Annotated in this window: 15 protein-coding genes; 8 read left to right on the forward strand and 7 right to left on the reverse strand. The window is 51.9% G+C overall.

The genetic code is table 11. The features are described 5' to 3' along the window. The first annotated feature begins 46 nt into the window (after window positions 1-46). The gene (locus M2371_RS04035) at window positions 47-1,531 is read left to right on the forward strand and encodes an amino acid permease (protein WP_259266944.1); all 1,485 of its coding nucleotides are present in this window, start codon (window positions 47-49) and stop codon (window positions 1,529-1,531) included. A gap of 50 nt (window positions 1,532-1,581) precedes the next feature. Here M2371_RS04035 and M2371_RS04040 read toward each other — a convergent pair whose 3' ends face one another. The 3 genes from M2371_RS04040 to M2371_RS04050 form a co-directional block, all read right to left on the reverse strand. Beyond that, a complete protein-coding gene (locus M2371_RS04040; RefSeq protein ID WP_259266945.1) occupies window positions 1,582-3,759 on the reverse strand; it encodes a TonB-dependent siderophore receptor in 2,178 nt (725 codons plus the stop codon). A 340-nt stretch (window positions 3,760-4,099) separates the two neighbouring features. Further along, window positions 4,100-5,812 (reverse strand): alpha,alpha-trehalase, encoded by a 1,713-nt coding sequence (locus M2371_RS04045; protein ID WP_259266946.1) that lies wholly within the window; start codon window positions 5,810-5,812, stop codon window positions 4,100-4,102. 170 nt (window positions 5,813-5,982) lie between these two features. Beyond that, the gene (locus M2371_RS04050; RefSeq protein WP_259266947.1) at window positions 5,983-6,840 is read right to left on the reverse strand and encodes a helix-turn-helix transcriptional regulator; all 858 of its coding nucleotides are present in this window, start codon (window positions 6,838-6,840) and stop codon (window positions 5,983-5,985) included. 165 nt (window positions 6,841-7,005) lie between these two features. Here M2371_RS04050 and M2371_RS04055 point away from each other — a divergent pair, with 165 nt between their 5' ends. From M2371_RS04055 to M2371_RS04075, 5 genes are all read left to right on the forward strand, one after another. Further along, on the forward strand, window positions 7,006-8,718 hold the full coding sequence (locus tag M2371_RS04055; RefSeq protein WP_259266948.1) for a solute:sodium symporter family transporter: 1,713 nt from the start codon (window positions 7,006-7,008) through the stop codon (window positions 8,716-8,718). Further along, window positions 8,718-10,217: a sulfatase-like hydrolase/transferase gene (locus tag M2371_RS04060; RefSeq protein ID WP_259266949.1), complete on the forward strand. Its 1,500-nt coding sequence runs from the start codon at window positions 8,718-8,720 to the stop codon at window positions 10,215-10,217. Before M2371_RS04055 ends, M2371_RS04060 begins: the two co-directional genes overlap by 1 nt. 67 nt (window positions 10,218-10,284) lie before the next feature. Then, entirely contained in the window at window positions 10,285-10,632 is a 348-nt protein-coding gene (locus M2371_RS04065; protein ID WP_259266950.1) for a YidH family protein, read from the forward strand. Continuing rightward, entirely contained in the window at window positions 10,622-10,981 is a 360-nt protein-coding gene (locus M2371_RS04070; RefSeq protein ID WP_259266951.1) for a DUF202 domain-containing protein, read from the forward strand. The genes M2371_RS04065 and M2371_RS04070 overlap by 11 nt, the downstream gene beginning before the upstream one ends. 17 nt (window positions 10,982-10,998) lie before the next feature. After that, on the forward strand, window positions 10,999-12,117 hold the full coding sequence (locus M2371_RS04075) for an anaerobic sulfatase maturase (protein ID WP_310473310.1): 1,119 nt from the start codon (window positions 10,999-11,001) through the stop codon (window positions 12,115-12,117). On the opposite strand, the gene M2371_RS04080 is transcribed toward M2371_RS04075, so the two are convergent. Genes M2371_RS04080 through M2371_RS04090 form a run of 3 tightly spaced genes read right to left on the reverse strand, consistent with a single transcriptional unit; the run spans window position 12,101 to window position 15,032 of the window. Further along, window positions 12,101-13,489, reverse strand: coding sequence for a protein kinase domain-containing protein (locus M2371_RS04080; protein ID WP_259266953.1), 1,389 nt, complete (start codon window positions 13,487-13,489; stop codon window positions 12,101-12,103). The two genes, M2371_RS04075 and M2371_RS04080, sit on opposite strands and share 17 nt — an antisense overlap. A 40-nt stretch (window positions 13,490-13,529) precedes the next feature. Further along, entirely contained in the window at window positions 13,530-14,480 is a 951-nt protein-coding gene (locus tag M2371_RS04085; RefSeq protein ID WP_259266954.1) for a hypothetical protein, read from the reverse strand. Window positions 14,481-14,537: 57 nt separating this feature from the next. Then, entirely contained in the window at window positions 14,538-15,032 is a 495-nt protein-coding gene (locus M2371_RS04090) for an SH3 domain-containing protein (RefSeq protein WP_172893952.1), read from the reverse strand. Between the two features lie 287 nt (window positions 15,033-15,319). Here M2371_RS04090 and M2371_RS04095 point away from each other — a divergent pair, with 287 nt between their 5' ends. Together M2371_RS04095 and M2371_RS04100 are read left to right on the forward strand one after the other, a co-directional pair. Next, a complete protein-coding gene (locus M2371_RS04095) occupies window positions 15,320-17,191 on the forward strand; it encodes a putative nucleotidyltransferase substrate binding domain-containing protein (RefSeq protein ID WP_259266955.1) in 1,872 nt (623 codons plus the stop codon). Between the two features lie 2 nt (window positions 17,192-17,193). Next, window positions 17,194-17,919 carry an exonuclease domain-containing protein gene (locus M2371_RS04100; protein WP_259266956.1) on the forward strand — a complete coding sequence of 242 codons (726 nt, stop codon included), beginning with the start codon at window positions 17,194-17,196 and terminating at the stop codon, window positions 17,917-17,919. Here M2371_RS04100 and M2371_RS04105 read toward each other — a convergent pair. Beyond that, a complete protein-coding gene (locus M2371_RS04105) occupies window positions 17,916-18,833 on the reverse strand; it encodes a dihydrodipicolinate synthase family protein (RefSeq protein WP_034495869.1) in 918 nt (305 codons plus the stop codon). The two genes, M2371_RS04100 and M2371_RS04105, sit on opposite strands and share 4 nt — an antisense overlap. Between the last annotated feature and the right edge of the window lie 125 nt (window positions 18,834-18,958).

Raw genomic sequence — 18,958 nt, forward strand, 5'->3', positions numbered from 1 at the left:
CTACGAAAAGCACTAATTAAAGTATCCTACACAATGTGGAGTTCTCATGGCTTCAACAAACAGAAACACGATTGGCAAGTTCGGATTATTAGCCATGACGTTTGCGGCGGTATTTAGCTTCAACAACGTTATTAATAATAATATCCAACTCGGCATTGCCTCCGCGCCGGTTTTCCTGGTGGCAACGCTGATTTACTTTATTCCATTCTGTTTAATTATTGCGGAATTTGTCTCACTCAACCGTAATTCAGAAGCAGGCGTTTATGCATGGGTGAAAAGTGCACTCGGTGGACGCTGGGCGTTTATCACCGCTTACACTTACTGGTTTGTGAACCTGTTTTTCTTCACGGCATTATTGCCAAGGGTTATTGCTTACGCGTCCTATGCGTTCCTCGGTTATGACTATATTTTCACGCCATTAACCACGGCCATAATTTCTATCTGCCTGTTTGCTTTCTCGACCTGGATTTCTAACCATGGCGCGAAATTGCTTGGACCTATGACATCAGTCACTTCCACATTGATGTTATTGCTGACTTTCTCTTACATCATTCTGGCGGGTGCGGCAGTTATCGGTGGAGTGGAACCGGCAGACCCTATCAACGTTGAGGCGATTACGCCGCAGTTTAGCTGGGCATTCTTAGGGATTATCGCGTGGATATTCCAGGCTGCGGGTGGCGCGGAATCCGTGGCGGTTTACGTTAACGACGTCAAAGGCGGCAGCAAGGCATTTGTTAAAGTCATTATCCTGTCGGGCTTGTTTATTGGCGGCCTGTACACCATTTCCTCCTTGCTGATTAACGTCTTTGTGCATAAAGCTGACTTGCACTACACCGGCGGTACGGTGCAGGTGTTTGAAGGGCTGGCGCGTCATTTCGGCCTGCCAACTACGGTAATGAATCGCTTCGTCGGGATTGTTTCCTTTACTGCGATGTTTGGCTCGTTGCTGATGTGGACGGCGGCGCCGGTGAAAATCTTCTTTACCGAAATTCCTAAAGGTATTTTTGGTGAGAAAACCGTGCGCCTGAACCAGCATGGCGTGCCAACACGCGCAGCCTGGATTCAGTTCTTAATCGTCATTCCGCTGATGCTTATCCCAACCGTAGGCTCCGGTAGCGTGCAGGAATTGATGAACACGTTGATTAACATGACCGCTGCGGCTTCCATGTTGCCACCGCTGTTTATCATGCTGGCGTACCTGAACTTGCGCCTGAAGTACGACGAAGTGAATCGTGACTTCCGCATGGGGTCGCGGATGCAAGGTATCGCCATTGTCAGCGTGCTGATTGTCATTTTCACCGTCGGATTTATCGCTTCGACATTCCCAACCGGGGCGAGCATCATGACCATCGTGTTTTATAACGTGGGCGGGCTGGTGATCTTCCTCGGTTATGCGTGGTGGAAATACAATAAATACGAGAAGACGCTGGATAAAGCCGGGCGTTATGAAGCGGATACACCGCTGGCGAAGATTGCGCTGGAGCAGCAGGGCGGCGCAAAGACCGTTGAGGAGAGACACGTGACTTTGTAGGTCAAATAAATGTCGGATGGCGCTAGCCCATCCGACATCCCACTCACAGATTAAAAATCATATCCCACGGTCGCAATCACAGAACGCTCGGCACCCCAGTAGCAGTAACCCGTTCCATAACAGCCCGCGACGTAATCACGGCCCGTCAGGTTGGTGGCATTCACCTGCACGAACGCCCCTTTCAGCGAAGGAGTCCACGCGCCCATATCTGCACGAACCATCGCATCCATCAGGGTGGCAGAAGGCACACGCAGGGTGTTTTCGTTATCCGCCCATTGCTTGCCGATATAACGCACGCCCGCGCCGACACTAATACCAAAATCTGCCTTGAACATACCCCACAGGCTGGCCATCTGGTCAGGCGTCACGTACGGCGTGTTGCCGTCGTTACCGTCAATCGCATCTTTGAAGCGCACTTTATTGTAAGTGTACCCGGCGATGGTTGAGAAACGCTGCGTCCACTGGGAATGCGCTTCCAGTTCAACACCTTGCGAGTGAACTTTGCCCGCAGGCTCGTAGTAGCTGCCCTGCACGACACGGTTGCCGACATCTTTCTGCGTCAGATCATACAGCGCCACGGTATACATATCCGCGGTGCCCACCGGCTGATATTTCACGCCTGCTTCGTACTGCTCGGCAGTGGTAGGTTTCAGCAGTTTGCCATCGGCGCCCGGCAGAACCTGCGGGGTAATGGCCTGGCTGTAGCTGATATACGGCGAAACACCATTGGTGAAGGCATAGAGTAATGATGCCCGGCCACTGAAATGGTCATCGGTACGGTTATCCGTCACGTCGCTATCAATGGCTTCTGCCACAATATGGCTCTTCGTCACGATATGGTCGTAACGACCAGACAGCGTCATATGCCACTGATTCCACTTCATATCATCCTGCAAATAAACGCCGGTCTGTTCGTACTGGCGCTTGCCTGCTTTGGTCAGCAAACCCTGGTTGATGGTCGAGTAAGTCGGGTCACGCGGGTCGTAATAGTAGAAACCGCCAGGGCCGCCGGACTCGCCGGTCCATGGGTTGATATTGGTGGTATATGCGGAATCATCAGACAGGTTATTGGTGTATTTATGGAACTCACCGCCGAGCACCACTTTATGATCCAGCTCGCCAGTGGCGAAATCTGCTTCCAGCTGGTTATCAATGGCATAAGCATCAAGAGATGAGGTTTCGCCGCTGTAATAACGCATCAGTTCGTCATGCTGCGCATCAGCCCAGCCAATCTGATAAGCCTGTTTCAGCCCAACGTTGGAATGGGTGTAACTGGCGTTAGAACGGAATGCCCATACTTCATCGAATTTATGCGCAAACTCATAGCTGTAAATCTGCTGGTGGCGTTTGAACTCGTCATTACCCGGCTCGACGTCAGAGAACCCGGTGCTGATTTTGCGGCCCGTCGAAGAATAAATACTGCCGTCTGCCGGAACTGAACCGTGGAAGCCGCCGGAAGGATCTTTTTCCAGATACGCACGCATCACCAGCGAAGTATTTTCGTCCGGCTGCCAGAGCAGGGACGGGGAGATGGCGTAGCGTTCATCACGGGTATTTTCATATTGGGTATCGGTATTTTTGGTCATCCCGATAATGCGATACGCCCATTCGTCGTTGATCGCATTGGTGTAATCAAACGCCGTGCCGTTGGTGCTGTTATTGCCGTACATCGCGCGAACGTGGCCTTCCTCGATAAACTGCGGGCGCTTCGAGGTTTCCATTACCAGGCCGCCAGGAATAGTCTGTCCGTAAAGCGCAGAAGAAGGCCCTTTGATAACATCAATGCGTTCGAGGAACCACGGGTCAACCTGAACCACGTTGTAGCTGCCGGCGTCGCTCATCAGGCGCAGGCCATCAAGGAAAATGTTATTCACATCACCGCCGTGGAAACCGCGCAGGGCAACGGTGTCATAACGTGTTGCGCCACCCGCAAAGCCGGTGAATACGCCAGGCGTATAATTCAGTGCGCTGTTAACCGATAACGCGCCCTGGTCGTCCATTTGCTGACGCGTAATCACTGAAACCGACTGAGCGGTGGTGATGATTGGCTCATCAGTTTTGGTCGCACCTTTGCTCACCGGCGAGGTATAGCCTTCCGTCGCGCTGGTGGAAGTAGGCGCAGGTGCTGCGGTCACGACGACGGTATCTTCCGCCATGACGTAAGTCGGCGCAGACAAAGCAAGCGCGCAAAGTAAAGCGGGGCGCTTTACGGTAAATGCCAGTTTCATGAAGTGTAATCCCTGAAGCCAAAATGTAATTGCTTGTAATAATGGAATGCGAATTATTATCGTTATTGTTTGCGGTTTCAAGTGCAGATATTTGCAGGGAGGAAATGAAAGACCATGAAAATAAAGGGGAATGGGGAGGGGGGAGAGTCCTCTCCTGTGGTCTCTCTCTTATACGCAACGTTGAGGGTAGGTTTCTGCCGATACGGAGAAAGTTCCGTTCACTAAACGTTCACCGTTAACAACGGATGCAGAGATAACCAGACGTTCGGGTGGACGGAAAAACACCACAACTTCCAGATCTCACCCTGACAAAATTGCCAGGGTGAGGGCAGGAGGAAAACTACTGCGCGGTTGCCGGAGCAGGCTTCGTCGCCTCAGTCACCGGCCCTGGCGTTGCCGAAGGCAATTTGTCTGGCGTCGAATCGCATGGCTTTTCAGTGCCGCATAGCAAATCGAGCATTTTTAGCGTCACACCGTTAGTCCAGCCGAAGCCATCCTGTAACGGATATTCGCCGCCACCGCCGCCTGTACCGGTAGAAGAGACATCATATTTCTCCACCAGTTTTTTCTCCCGGTTGTAGGTGTGCTGCACGTTGGTCAGGAACCGCCAGCTCACTTCCATGGCTAAATCCTGGTGCCCGTAGTTTTGCAAACCTTCGGTTGCCACCCATTGCAACGGTGCCCAGCCATTTGGCGCATCCCATTGCTGGCCAGTTTTCAGGTTGGTGGTGGCAAGGCCGCCAGCTTTCAGCAACTGCGCCCGGGTAATAGTTGCCATTTTGTCGGCGTGTTCTTTCGATGCTGAATGTACATACAGCGGGAATAGCGACGCGGCAGTCAGCTGTGAACGAACTGCGTTAGTTTTCAGGTCGTAATCCGCGTACCAGCCTTGTTTCGCATTCCACAGATGCTTTTCCATGGCTTTCTGGCGAGCATCAGCCAGTTGCTGATATTGTGCTGCGGCATTGCTGTCTTTAGCCACACTGCTGGCGTGAGCAAGCGTTTTTTCCATCTGGAACAACAGCGCGTTCAAATCGACCGGCACAATCGAGGTGGTGCGAATCGAACCCAGTTGTTCCGGGTTATCCATCCAACGCGAGCTGAAATCCCAACCGGACGCGGCGGCAGCACGCAAATCACGGTAGATTTCCGTCGCCGGGCGATTCGGGTTGTTTTTCGCCGTCGTCACATCGTCGAGATACGATTCAGTACGCGGTGTATCGCGGTCATCCCAGTAACGGTTCAGCACCGAACCATCTTTGAGTTTCACCACTCGCAGGTTCTGCGCACCAGGTTCAAGCGCATCGCTGCCCTGCATCCAGTAGGCGTACTCTTTTTTCAGCTGCGGCAGGTAAGTGGTGTACGTATCATCGCCATTGTGGCTGGCGAGCAGTTTGACCATAAAGGCGAAGAACGGCGGTTGCGAGCGGCTCAGATAATAGCTGCGGTTGCCGTTGGGAATATGTCCCCAGGCGTCAATTTCATGGGCGAAGTTATCGACCATATCCTGCACTTTGTTCCAGTGGCCGCTTTCCGCAAGCCCCAGCATCGTAAAGTAGCTGTCCCAATAATAGACTTCACGAAAACGCCCACCCGGAACCACATACGGCTTCGGCAGCGGCAGCAAAGAATCCCATTTGCTTGCGCTATCTGTGGTGCGCGTCAGCACCGGCCACAGGCTATCAATATGTTCACGCAACGACTGGCCTTCTGGCGGAACATATTTTTCACCTTCTTTCGGCAGCACAAAATTCACATTCACAAAGTGGCGCAAATCGAAGCCCGACTGGTTTCTCTGCATCCGGTAATCGGCGAGGATCATCAGCGGATCGTTTTTCGGCACCGCATCGGCAAAGGTCTTTTGGTCAGGGAACAGCTTCGCCGTCTGGACATCAGTGAACAATGGGCCAAGCAGAATATCAGGCGGTTGCGGCAGGGGTTGTACACTCTCATCGGCTGTTGCTGGCAGGGTAAAATTCACGAAGGCACAACCGATAGCTATTTGAATCGCAATAAATAAAGTGCGAGGACGGCGCAAAACAGGAATCGTCATTTATTTTTCTCCTTGTCAGGTTCGCGTGAAATTTTCGCGATCAACCCTATGAAAACCTTAGACGATTTTCCGCGCTGTGGAAGGAGAGAAGTCGCAACTTGCAACAAAGCAGATAATTTACCTGTACACGCCTGCTTGCCAGCAAGTGATGCGCAGTGAGGGGGAGAAGACTAATTTGCCTTGGTTGCAGAGGGCGCATAACCAAATTTTTTCTTAAACGCTTTACTGAAATGGAACGAGTCAAAGAAATTGAGCAGATCCGCGACCTGGTTCACGCTGTAACTCCCCTGGCGTAGCAGCGAAAGCGCCAATTCCAGGCGCGCATCGAGGTAATACTCTTTTGGCCCTTTTCCGGTGTATTTCAGGAATAACCGCCGCAAGTATTGTTCACTGCACTGCATCCACTCCGCCATTTGCGTAACCGTCCAACGCTGCTGGATATCGGTGTGAATGAGCGAGAGCAATTTTTCAATTTGAATCAGCTGTTTATCTTTGGTGCCCGTTTGCACTATCAGACAAACCCATTGATAAATTAATTTAGTGATAAATGCGACGGCGAGGTTTTTATTTAATGAAATCTCGCTACAGATTAATTCTGTAACTTCGGCTAATTCTTTATTAAAAATGTCGCCATTATAAATAATGGCCTGCTGGGATAATGGAATTTCCATCGCACCGGTAGGGATAAACTCCATCCAGTACTGTTCCCAAATTAATCCCTCGCAGTGGTAAGACTTTATATCAGTGGGTTTTAGGAATATGACGCAATTGCCATTCAACGTAATGTGTGAATTGTCCTTCAGAAATATCTTTCCACTGCCCTGAAGGGTATAGACCGCCACCCATGAATTTTCAATCAACGGTTTCTTTTTGTCTCTTGGCCAGACAACCTGGTAATTCTCATCAGCCAGTGTGTGCCATAGAGAGATAAGTGATATCCCGCTTGAGATCACATTTTCATCAATAACCAGCGGGATATTGTAAGTTGTTTCGTTTTTTACATCCCAGAGGTGTGTTTTTCCATTCATTTAACTTCCCCGCCAGGGTTTCATGATCATAACGCGTGCCAGAAATTTAACAGATTCTGACTGCACCGCGAAAAATCTATATCTTAAACAGCCTATGACCTGACACAAGCGTAATTCCCTACAGACTTTTACGCGCCGGGACATAATGATAATAAGGGCAGTAAGATGAATATTCAGCAAATTGTCACCTTTTTTGCTTTTACCTTACTGGTGGCATTAATAACATGGTGGAAGCTGCGAAAAGCCGACACCAGATCGCAACAAGGTTATTTCCTCGCGGGGCGATCGTTAAAAGCGCCGGTGATTGCGGCCTCGCTGATGCTAACCAATCTTTCAACTGAACAGTTAGTCGGGTTGAGCGGACAGGCCTATCGCAATGGCATGTCGGTTATGGCGTGGGAGGTTATCTCTGCTATCCCCCTTATCTTCCTGGCGCTCATTTTTTTACCGAAGTATTTGCAGCGCGGGATAGCCACAATCCCCGATTTCATTGAGGAGCGTTTTGACAAAACCACGCGCATCATCGTGGACTGCTGTTTTCTGATTGCCACAGGCGTCTGCTTCCTGCCGATAGTCCTTTACTCTGGCGCTCTGGCGTTAAACAGCTTGTTCCATGTGGGCGAATCGCTGGGTATTTCTCAAGGGAGCGCGATGTGGCTGATGGTGGTCTTGTTGGGGCTGGCAGGGATTGCCTATGCCGTGGTCGGTGGGCTGCGTGCTATTGCTATTGCGGATGTCATTAACGGCATCGGGCTAGTGATTGGCGGCTTGATGGTACCGTTCTTCGGGTTAATGGCGATGGGTAACGGGAGCGTGCTGCGTGGTATCGAGCAACTCACCACGGTCCATAGCGAGAAACTTAACTCGATCGGGGGAAGCCACGATCCGGTGCCAATCGGTGCCGCGCTCACAGGTTTAATTCTGGTAAACACATTTTACTGGTGTACTAATCAGGGCATTGTGCAGCGTACTCTGGCCTCTAAAAGCCTTGCCGAAGGGCAAAAAGGCGCGCTGTTAACGGCGGTGCTGAAAATGCTCGACCCGCTGATTCTTGTGCTGCCAGGGATTATTGCTTTCCATCTGTTCCAGGACTTACCCAAGCACGACATGGCGTATCCGGCCTTAGTGAATAAAGTTATGCCGCTTCCGCTGGTCGGCTTCTTTGGCGCGGTGTTGTTTGGCGCGATCATCAGTACTTTCAACGGTTTTTTAAACAGTGCGAGTACCTTGTTTAGCCTCGGCATTTACAACCGCATCATTAACCAGAGTGCGACATCAGAGCAGTTGGTGCGCGTTGGCCGCAAATTTGGACTCGCTATCGCCCTGGTTTCTGTGCTGGTCGCGCCGTGGATTGCTAACGCGCCAGAAGGTTTGTATAGCTGGATGAAACAGCTTAACGGTATCTACAACGTGCCATTGGTGACGATTGTCATCATGGGATTCTTCTTCCCACGTATTCCGGCTATCGCCGCGAAAGCCGCGCTATTGTTTGGTATTTGTAGCTATATCATTATCAACTATGTGGTTTCCTTTGATATTCACTTCTTGTACGTACTGTTCTTCACTTTCTGCATCAACGTGATGTTGATGCTGGCAATCGGGGTCGTCAAACCTCGCGCAATGCCATTTAAATTCCAGGATGCTTTCGCCGTCGATATGGTGCCATGGCGTAACGCCAAAATTGCCTCGGTGGGGGTGTTGTTTGCCATGATCGGCGTTTACGCAGGGCTCGCACAATTTGGCGGCTACCAGACACAATTCATCACAATCATCAGTTATGTGATTGTCGCCGCGGTGGTGGTTTACCTGATTTACAGTAGCTGGCGGTCGCGTCAGGACTCCCGTGTTGTCTATTCTTCTGCACCTGAGGATAAGTAATGGAACGCCCTAATATCTTATTGATCATGACCGATACCCAGGCCACCAATATGGTGGGCTGCTACAGCGGTAAAGCGCTAAACACCCATAACATTGACAGCCTGGCCGAAGAGGGGATTCGTTTTAATTCGGCATACACCTGCGCTCCGGTTTGCACTCCCGCGCGCGCCGGGCTGTTCACGGGTATCTATTCAAACCAGTCGGGGCCGTGGACTAACAATGTCGCACCAGGCAAAAACATTTCCACTATGGGCCGCTATTTTAAAGATGCAGGCTACAAAACTTGTTACATCGGCAAATGGCATCTCGACGGACATGACTACTTTGGCACCGGGATCTGCCCGCCGGAGTGGGATGAAGACTATTGGTTTGACGGCGCAAATTATCTCGCGGAACTAACGGATAAACAGATTGGCCTGTGGCGTAATGGTTTAAACAACGTGGCAGATTTGGTTGAAAACAGTATCGATAAAAGCTTTACCTGGGCGCATCGAATCAGTAATCGGGCGATTGATTTCCTTGAGCAGCCGCAGCGCAACGCAGAACCGTTCCTGATGGTTGTCTCCTATGACGAGCCGCATCATCCGTTTACGTGTCCGGTCGAATATCTTGAGAAATATGAAGATTTTTATTACGACCTTGGCGCGAAAGCGTTCGATAACTTAGCCAACAAACCGGAGCATCACCGTTTGTGGGCAGAGGCGATGCCTTCGCCAGTTGGCGCTGACGGGCATTACCACCATCCGCTTTATTTCGCCTGCAATGATTTTGTCGATGATGAAATTGGCCGCGTGGTTGAAGCCCTGTCACCGGCCCAGCGTGAAAACACGTGGGTGGTTTATACATCCGATCACGGCGAGATGATGGGCGCTCACAAGCTGATCAGTAAAGGCGCTGCGATGTACGACGATATTACCCGTATCCCGCTCATCATGCGTCCGCCCATTGGCACGCGGGAACCTGAGCAAATAGATACACCTGTTAGCCACGTTGATATCCTGCCAACGCTGATGAAACTGGCAGGTATTCATCAGCCGGATATTTTGCCAGGTGAGGACATTCTCGACATTGAAACCACACGCGGCGTGATGGTGGAGTTCAACCGCTACGAGATTGAACACGATAGTTTTGGCGGGTTTATTCCCGTACGCGGATGGGTGACGAACCATCACAAGTTGGTGCTGAACCTGTTTACCAGCGATGAACTGTACGACAGGCAAAATGACCCGGACGAACTGTATAACCTTATTGATCACCCTGACTATGTAATTAAACGCGATGAGCTACACGATCAACTAATGGATTACATGGATAAAATTCGCGACCCATTCCGCAGTTATCAATGGTCGTGCCGCCCGTGGCGTAAGCAGGCGAAGCCGCGTTGGATGGGAGCATTCCGCCCGCGCCCGGAAGACGACTACTCCCCGGTTGTGCGGGATTACGATACCGGAATGCCAACGCAAGGCGTGAAAGTCGAAGAGAAGAAACAGAAGTTTTAACCATACATAGGGCTACGTAAGGCGGATAAACACAACGCTATCCGCCAGCCCTTTTCAGGGAATAGAAATGAAAATAGGCAGAGTGGGTGAAGCACCGGATTATCGCTTTTCACTGGCAAATGAACGCACTTTTCTGGCATGGATTCGCACCGCATTAGGGTTTCTGGCCGCAGGCGTTGGGCTCGATCAGCTCGCGTCCGATCTCGCCACACCACTGGTGCGTGAAATAGTCGCCTTATTGCTGTGCCTGTTTGCCGGAGTGTTGGCGGTTTATGGTTATCTGCGCTGGCTGCGGAATGAAAAGGCGATGCGACTGAAGCAAGATTTACCCTATACCCGCAGTCTGAAAGCCATCAGCCTGGTGATGACCCTTGTTGCGGCGGCGGTCATGGTGATGGTGATTTATGGCCGATAGTCGCCGCCAACGGCGCATTATTGACCCGGGTTTGCAGCCGGAACGCACGTCGCTTGCCTGGTTTCGCACGCTTCTTGGATACGGCGCATTACTCATCCTTGCGCTGCGTCACCACCGGCATCACTCAGGTAACTTTTTCTGGCTGACGTTTATCGTGCTTACCCTGGTGATGGTCGTCATTTATCGCTACGCCCGGCAACGCAATCTCATGGATATCGCCGTGTGCGACTTTTCAGACTCACGCACGACGCGCGCTAAATTGCTTATCGCCCTTGCGGTGTGCAGCCTGGCGTTACTCTTTGCTTCTGCTCATGTTAGTCAGCTTGTGATGTTATGGGAGAAAATGTAATGCGTGGATGTCATGTGATGGCTAAACCGACAAGCTCACAGTGCAATATTCAGTGCCAGTACTGTTTCTATCTCGATAAACCACAGCAACCCGTAATGGATGACGCCACACTCGACACGTTTATTCGCCAGCATATCGCCGCGCAACCGGGTGATGTGGTGGAGTTTGCCTGGCAAGGAGGGGAGCCGACGCTTGCGGGAATCGCGTTTTATCAACGTGTAATGGCGCGGCAATTGCGCTACTGCGGGGGAAAGCTCATTCAAAACACTATCCAGACCAATGGCATTTTGCTTAATGATGCCTGGTGCCAATTCTTCAAAAAAAACGGCTGGTTGGTTGGGATCTCAATTGATGGCCCGGCGGATCTTCACGACTTTTACCGACGTTCGCGCAGCGGAAAACCGACTCATCATCACGTTATCTCAGCCATCGAAAAGCTAAAAGCTCACCGTGTCGACTTCAATTTACTGGCAGTGATAAGCCAGCATAATAGCCAACAACCTGAGCGGTTATATCGCTACCTGAAAACGCTCGGCAGTGCATTTATACAATTTATTCCGTTGGTCGAACGAAGTGAAAGGGGGGCAGTCACACCGGAATCTGTTTCACCCGCGCAATTTGGCACATTCCTGAAAAGCGTGTTTGATATTTGGGTACGGGAAGATATTGGTCATATTTTTGTGCAGTTGTTCGATTCAACACTTGGCGTGTGGAGCGGCCATCCTTCGCAAATGTGCAGTCTGAGCGAAACCTGCGGCCACGCCTTCGCATTAGAATCCAATGGCGATCTCTACCAGTGCGACCATTACGTTTACCCGGATGACAAGTTGGGAAATTTACATGACACACCGCTTCAGGCACTTAATGACTCACATGCCGCCATTCGCTTCGGTGAAAACAAGCGCGATTTATTGCCTGCTGACTGCCGGGTCTGTACTGTCAAACCGTTATGCCACGGCGACTGCCCAAAGCATCGCTTCAGTGAAGGGAAAAGCTATCTTTGCAGCAGTTATCATGCATTTTTCACCCACAGTGCGCCGTACATGAAAATCATGAGCCAGCTTCTGGCTCAACGGCGTCCCCCCGCGGAAGTGATGAGGATTTTAGGTCGCGGTAAATTTATCCCTGCGGATTAATCAGCCATGTTCCCGCTTTTTCGACCGATAACGTCATATTTCGCGTTTGATTGCTATCACTTAACGTAATGGTGTAGTTCCCCACCGGTAATTGCAGGAAGCCATAACCGTTCGCGCCCGGTGTCACTTGTTGTGTTTTTCCGTTCACAGACAGCGTTTCGCCATCGTTCATGCGCACATAAATCCGCGTCATTATCCCATCGGCGGCAGGAACTACGCTTTTCGCCGTGGCAGACTCGGCTTTGTCCTGGGAGGTAGTCTGTTCAACTTTCGCGCTTTCAGGACGCGAACCCGCAGAAAAATGGCCGCCAAAAATCACGGCGCCAATGGCAATGCCGGCCAGCAAACTCGCGCCCGTCAGCAGGGGTAATTTATAGCGCTTTTGAAATGGCGAAAGCGGCGTTATCTCCGCATCTTCGACGGCGACCAACATGGTACCCGGCTGTTTGAGCGGCGCGAGGCCATGAATATTCGTCAAGGGGATTTCAGCCAGCGCGGCAAATTCCGCAATCGACTGCGGGCGGTCTTCCGGTTTCAGCGCCAGGGCGCAGTCAACGGCGTGTAACAGGCTGTGGGAATAACCTTCCGGGCGGTTTTTCGCAAGTTTAACGCACGGGTCCTGAATGGTGCGCGTCACGCTGGCCGGAGGGCAGGTGCCGGTAATCAGGGTATACAAAATGGCACCGAGCGCATATATATCGGTCCACGGGCCGAGCTGGTTTTCGAGGTCGTCGGCATATTGCTCAAGCGGCGCGAAACCAGGGTTCAGCGACGTTTTTATCTCTTCACCGCTCTCAGGATGAGTCCGGCGTGGCGCTCCCGCATTGAGCAACAGCGGCGTTCCGTTGTCCCGAATCTGAATGCTGCGCAGCGACAAATCGCGATGAACAAACCCTTCGTCATGTAACGTTGCCAGCGCGCTGCACAACATCGGTAACATGCGGCGGATCCACGCATCGTTAATGACTTCGGGTTGCTGCTGATGCAACTCGGCAAGCGTCATTCCACTGGAGTAGGTCGTTGCCGCATACGCGGTTTCGTTTTGTGTCCAGAAACTCAACACCTGCAACAGATTCGGGTGGTTAAACTGTGCCAGCAGACGCGCGGATTGTACAAAACGACTCATGCCGTTGTTGAACGCCTGGCTATCTTGCTTGCTGCGCAGCACCAGTTGCATGTTATCACTGCGAACAGTCAGCGCTCGCGGCATAAACTCGTGGATCGTCACCGGGCGCTCGAGCTGGTGATCCCACGCTTTATACACCACGTTAGTGTGGGTGGACTCGGTGACTTGCTGAATCTCAAATTCGTCGAAGCGGAAACCAGGCGGCAGAGCGTCGGGAAGTTCTGGGTCGTAATCTTTATCAGTCATGATGGCCTTTCTCTGCACGAAATCGACGAAAAATCACAAATTACTTCTGGGCGCGCCATGCGCCAACCGCCGGGTCACGCAATTGCGGACGCAGGGAGTCAATCAACAGCAGCGTGATCGGGGTATCCGGGGCAAGCCATGCCGACCAGACTTTGCGCACTTCATTCAAACGCGCCTGAATGTTTGATTCGTCTATCGTCATTTCACGAGAGACTTCCACCGCTACGGTGCCGGTCGCTTGCCAGCCATTTAACTCAGCGTTATAAGGCAAAATCATCCAGCTTTGCGGCGCATGTTCATTGCTCACGACCATGCGTTCGTTATTCAGACTGGTGATAAGCAGGCTGTCTGAACTTGCGTCATTGCTTAATCCGCTCACCGGGAAACCGTGTACAAACGTCATTTCATGGCGTTTTTCACCATGCACGCCGCTTTGAATGATTTCGCTGCGACCGTTGAGCCAGCCGCCTTTTTCACATTTCCCGTTGGGGATAAACATGGCCGACGCGTTAGCATCGCCTTGCCAGAAGGTGCGCAAATGGCAGCCATCTTGCAGCGTAAACTCCTGCCATGGGGTGCGGTCTGCCAGCGGTGAGTTTTCATCGGTTCGCGACGTGCTGTTCGGTTCGCTCGAAATATCAGGGGCGACAATCACCGCCCAGTCGCTGCTTTTGGTCGCGGTGCCAACTGCCAGCGTGTCGCCCTGCGGGCTTTCCAGCTTCCAGCTCACCAGTTGAACGGTGCTGCACTGGCTTTCCAGAAGCGTGCCGAGGCGCGGCATAAAAGTATTGAGTACCGTAGGTTTTTTATCGCCATTGGCCACAATTCGCAGCGGTAGCTCGGCGGCACACCAGCTTTGCGGGGTGTTATCAGCAACATTATCAATCCAGACATCCAGCTTTTGCGAGGGAGACTGGACGATACGATAATTCCCCGCCCACGCCGTGGAGGAAGCCAGCAGCAGCGCCAGACCCGAAAGCCAGAGTTTCATAAAAATCCTTGTTAGCCGAACAACTTAAACAAAAGTCATGACGTTAAACGTCAACGATTAATCAATAATCCACGTGCCGCTATTGGCGTTCTGGCAGGCTTTGCTGGCATCATCGACCGCAACACAGGTGGTTTTCTTGGCCGCTTTGCGTGGACGTGGGCGATCTTTTTTCAGCGTTTGCGCATACAGCTCGCTTTTCACCAGCGCACGCATTGGCACATAACCCAGCATCTCGGTTTTATCCAGCTCGGCAATCGCCAGCCAGTTATGTTCAACCTGGCCTAACACGGTATAACTTTGTCCGTTCTCTAGGGTGCTGATGACTTTCCCGCCAAAGTCCGGTTTGCTCATAATTGAGCCTGGATACAGCGCCCGATAGCTGGCGTTTACAGGGGTAAATTCAGTGGGAGCCGCCACCGCGTATCGGTGAGTCAGCGTAACGCCATTGATTTCACTGGTCACGATTGTATCGTCCGTCATTTTTGGCGGTGGCGCTTTACAACCCACGACTGTGGCCACAACAGCAAGGATCAACAGGCTTCGCAATTTCATCGTAACTTTCCCTGAAAAAATGGTTCAAACCTGGTCGCCGGCGGGGATGAAAAGGGCGAAAGTGAAAGCCAGGTATTTGAAGAAGTATTCACAACAGTTATACATGGTAACGTTAATTTTACATCGCTTGATTCACAATTCAATGGTGATGTAACTGATTGACATTATTAAATGTTAAGCCGGTCAAGAACAGCGCGTATCAGGTTAATTGACATGCTGAATAGTATGGCTATTTGGTCACCTGCCAGCCTATATTATGAAACAGGATTTCAACTTTAGGATAAATAATGACGATGGAACCGTTATTGCCCAATATCTGCGATTTTATCGCGCATGTTTCGCCACTCAACGCCCTCCCTGCGGACGCGCAAAACGATATCGCACGCTCTATCAGCATCAGTTATCTGGCGGTAGGCGAAACACTGGCTTTTGATATTGCGGCGCGTGAACGTTACCTCTACATCGTCCGTACCGGTTCGCTTGAACAGCGCTGGAGCGATGGCGTGCTGCGCGCCCGTCTGGGGCCGGAAGATTTATTTGGCTTCACTTTTCTTGAAGGCATTCCGGGAAATCCTGAAGATTGTTACAACGTCACGGCGATTGAAAACACGCTGCTGTACCAAATTCCCCACCGCGTTCTGAAACAGGTGCTGCACGCACATCCGCAGTACGCCACGCACTTTTCGATTAACGCCCATGACCGCCTGAACTCCGCGATAGACGTCGTCTGGAGCGACGAAGACAAAGGCATGTTTGTGCGCAAAGTTTCTGACCTCGCGAGCGGAACGGTGTCGGTCGTGGAAGCGTCCACCTCGATTCAGGAAACGGCGAAACAAATGCGCTGTGTCGATCGCTGTTCCACGGCGGTGATAATGGAAAATGACCACATCATCGGCATCATCAGCGATCGTGACATGACCCGGCGCGTGGTAGCCGAAGGGTTTGATATTACACGCGCGGTCAAAGAGGTGATGACTGCCGCCCCGGTGACGGTTTCTTCTGGCGACCTGGTCATGCATGCCGTGTCGCTGATGATGAGCCATGGCGTGAGCAGTTTGCCAGTGGTCGATAATCATCAACCCGTCGGCCTGCTGACCGCCTCACACCTGGTACAGCATCATCGCGTGCAGGCCATTTTCCTGATTGAGCGGATTAGCCATTGCCAGTCGGTTGCAGAATTAGCGGCCCTGCAAGTGGATCGCCAGGCCATATTTGAAGCGCTGGTGCAGGGTAACTTGCGCAGCGGCGTGGTCGAAATGGTGATGTCGATGCTGATGGACGCCTTCACGCGTCGGCTCATTGAACTCGCGCTCGTGGAATTTGGCGAGCCACCCTGTGAGTTCTCCTGGGTCATCGCCGGGTCGCACGCCCGCAATGAAGTTCATGTTCATTCTGACCAGGATAGCGCCATCATATTGCCGGACGGTACCGGCCTTGAAGAGCAAATGTGGTTTTTGCGCTTTGCGAGAAGCGTCTGCCTGGGGCTTGATCAATGCGGTTATCCGCTCTGTACCGGGAATTTTATGGCGTCAGAAAGACGCTGGTGCCAACCGCTGTCGGTGTGGCTGGCCTGCATTCGCAAATGGGTAACTAACCCGGAATATACCCAATTATTAAATGCCACGGTGTTTCTGGAAACGCGTGCTTTCTACGGCAACACCTGGCTACATGACGCATTCCAGCAGGCTTTGTTAACCGAGATTTCCGCGCATCCAGGCTTCTTGCGCTCGCTCACGCGCGATGCCACCAGTACTTCGCCACCGTTGGGTATCTTCAATAATCTGGTGCTGGAAAAAAGCGGAAACGACAGCAAAACCCTGAACATCAAACGTTACGCCTTAACGCTGATTATTGACCTTTCGCGCATTTATGCGCTGGCTGCCGGATGCAGTGAAACCCATACCGAAGCGCGTTTTTACGCTGCAAGAGACAAAGGACTTATGTCCGCAGAAGGCTGCACCGACATCATCGACGCCTTCCGTTTTTTAACCCGTCAGCGTTTTAACCATCAGCTTTCGCAGTTGCGTAAAGGGCTGGCACCAGACAACCACATCGACCCGCGCGAGTTCGGCAGCTTCGAGCGTAAACATCTAAAAGACGCGTTTCGCATTATTGCCCGCCAGCAAGAACTGGCCCGCATGCTGTTTGTGAAGGGATAACGATGGGCCTTTTGTCACGAATTTTCCCGCCATCACTCACTCAGCAGGTTGAGTCGCAGCGCAAGAGATGGCGCAACATCCCAGGGCTGAGTCCGGCACTGCAACAGCTATTGGCGACACCTGTACCGAACTTCACCGCAGACGTTTTTAGCGTCCCGTGGCTGGCTTTTGATTTTGAAACCAGCGGCCTTGATGCGAATCAGGACCGGATCTTGTCGATAGGCAGCGTGATGGTGCAAAGCGGCCAAATTCTGCTGGCGAGTGCGCAGCACCAGTACATTTCCAGTGATCCGCAGATCAATGCGCACAGTGCAGTCATCAACCACATCACGCCGGAAATGCTGCGTGATGGCGAAGCGCTTGATGAGGCGATGGAAACGTTATTCCTGCGCCTCGCCGGGCGCGTGGCTGTGGTGCATGGGAAAATGGTGGAAAGGGCGTTTATCAATGCCTGGCTGCAAACCCGTTACGGTGCAGAAGACCTGCCGATTCTGTGGATAGACACGCTGGAGATTGAGCGGCGATATCAGCAGGCCAGGAGACAAATGCAAAATGATTTGCGGCTTTCCAGTCTTCGCCGCGAATACCGGCTTCCCGATTACCCGGCGCACCATGCGCTGTGTGACGCGGTGGCGACCGCCGAGCTTGCGCTGGTGCAACTTCAGCCGCAGCGACAGGCTCGCGCTCAGGGGAAATGTTTGCCGCTGAACGCGTGTCTGTGCGGTTAAGAGGCTGAATTAATCACGCCTGCACGACGCAGAATATTGCCAATCTCAACTTTCATTTCTTCGGTCAACGGCGTCGCGGGTGCCAGCGAATGCACCGGAATATTCACTCCGGTTAATTTAATGGCATATTTCACTGCGTTGTAAAACGGCAAATCCGTACTGTAAAGCGACGGGATCCATGAAAGTGATTGCTGTAATTCAATGGCGCGGGAGAGGTCTTGTTTACGCCAGGCGTCTAAAATCCCGCAGGTCAGTTGCGGCGCAAAGTTGGCACTAGCGGGAATGCAGCCATCACCGCCGAGAATCAACGTCCCAAGCAAATACTCATCATAACCGGCAAAAACAGCGAAGTCGGGGCGCTCAGGCTTCACCGCGTGCAGGGTTTCACGAATATGCGAGAGGGTATCGACGGTATCTTTTAGCCCGACAATATTCGGACAGCTTAACGCCAGTTCTCGGATGACATTCACCGGAATAGACTGGCCGGTAAGCGCCGGGAAGTTATACAGAAGAATCGGCAACTCGAGTGCGCTGGCAATGGTTTTATAATGGCGCAACAGATTCGCTTCACTCAGCGGGTTGTACCAAGGGTTGACCACCACGACGCCACTGGCACCAACCTTTTGCGCATGCAGCCCGGCATCAATGGTTTGCTGCGTGCCGCAGTGGGCGATGCCAATCAAAACCGGCTTTCTGCCAGCGACTTTCTTCACGCAAAATTCTGCTACCTGAGCGCGTTGCGCTTCAGACATATGCGCAAATTCCCCGGCGCTGCCTAAAAAAAACAGGCCGTTAATCGGGGAGGCGACCAGATGCTCAATAAGTAACGCCTGCGCGGTGCCATCAAATTCACCATGCTCATCAAATAAGGTAGGAACGGGGGGGATAACACCACTAAAACGAGGCTGATTCATTCACTTCTCCTCAGGGGGTAAATTAATTGTTCGTTGATTTAATTAGCGAATACCTTCAATTGTAGCGGAACAAAAAATTCTGTACGCCTGCCATGTCTCATTATCGGACTGTCGTTTCAGTTTGC

It is taken from the genome of Buttiauxella sp. BIGb0471 (genome assembly GCF_024807715.1).
In the GTDB taxonomy this organism is placed as follows: domain Bacteria; phylum Pseudomonadota; class Gammaproteobacteria; order Enterobacterales; family Enterobacteriaceae; genus Buttiauxella; species Buttiauxella agrestis.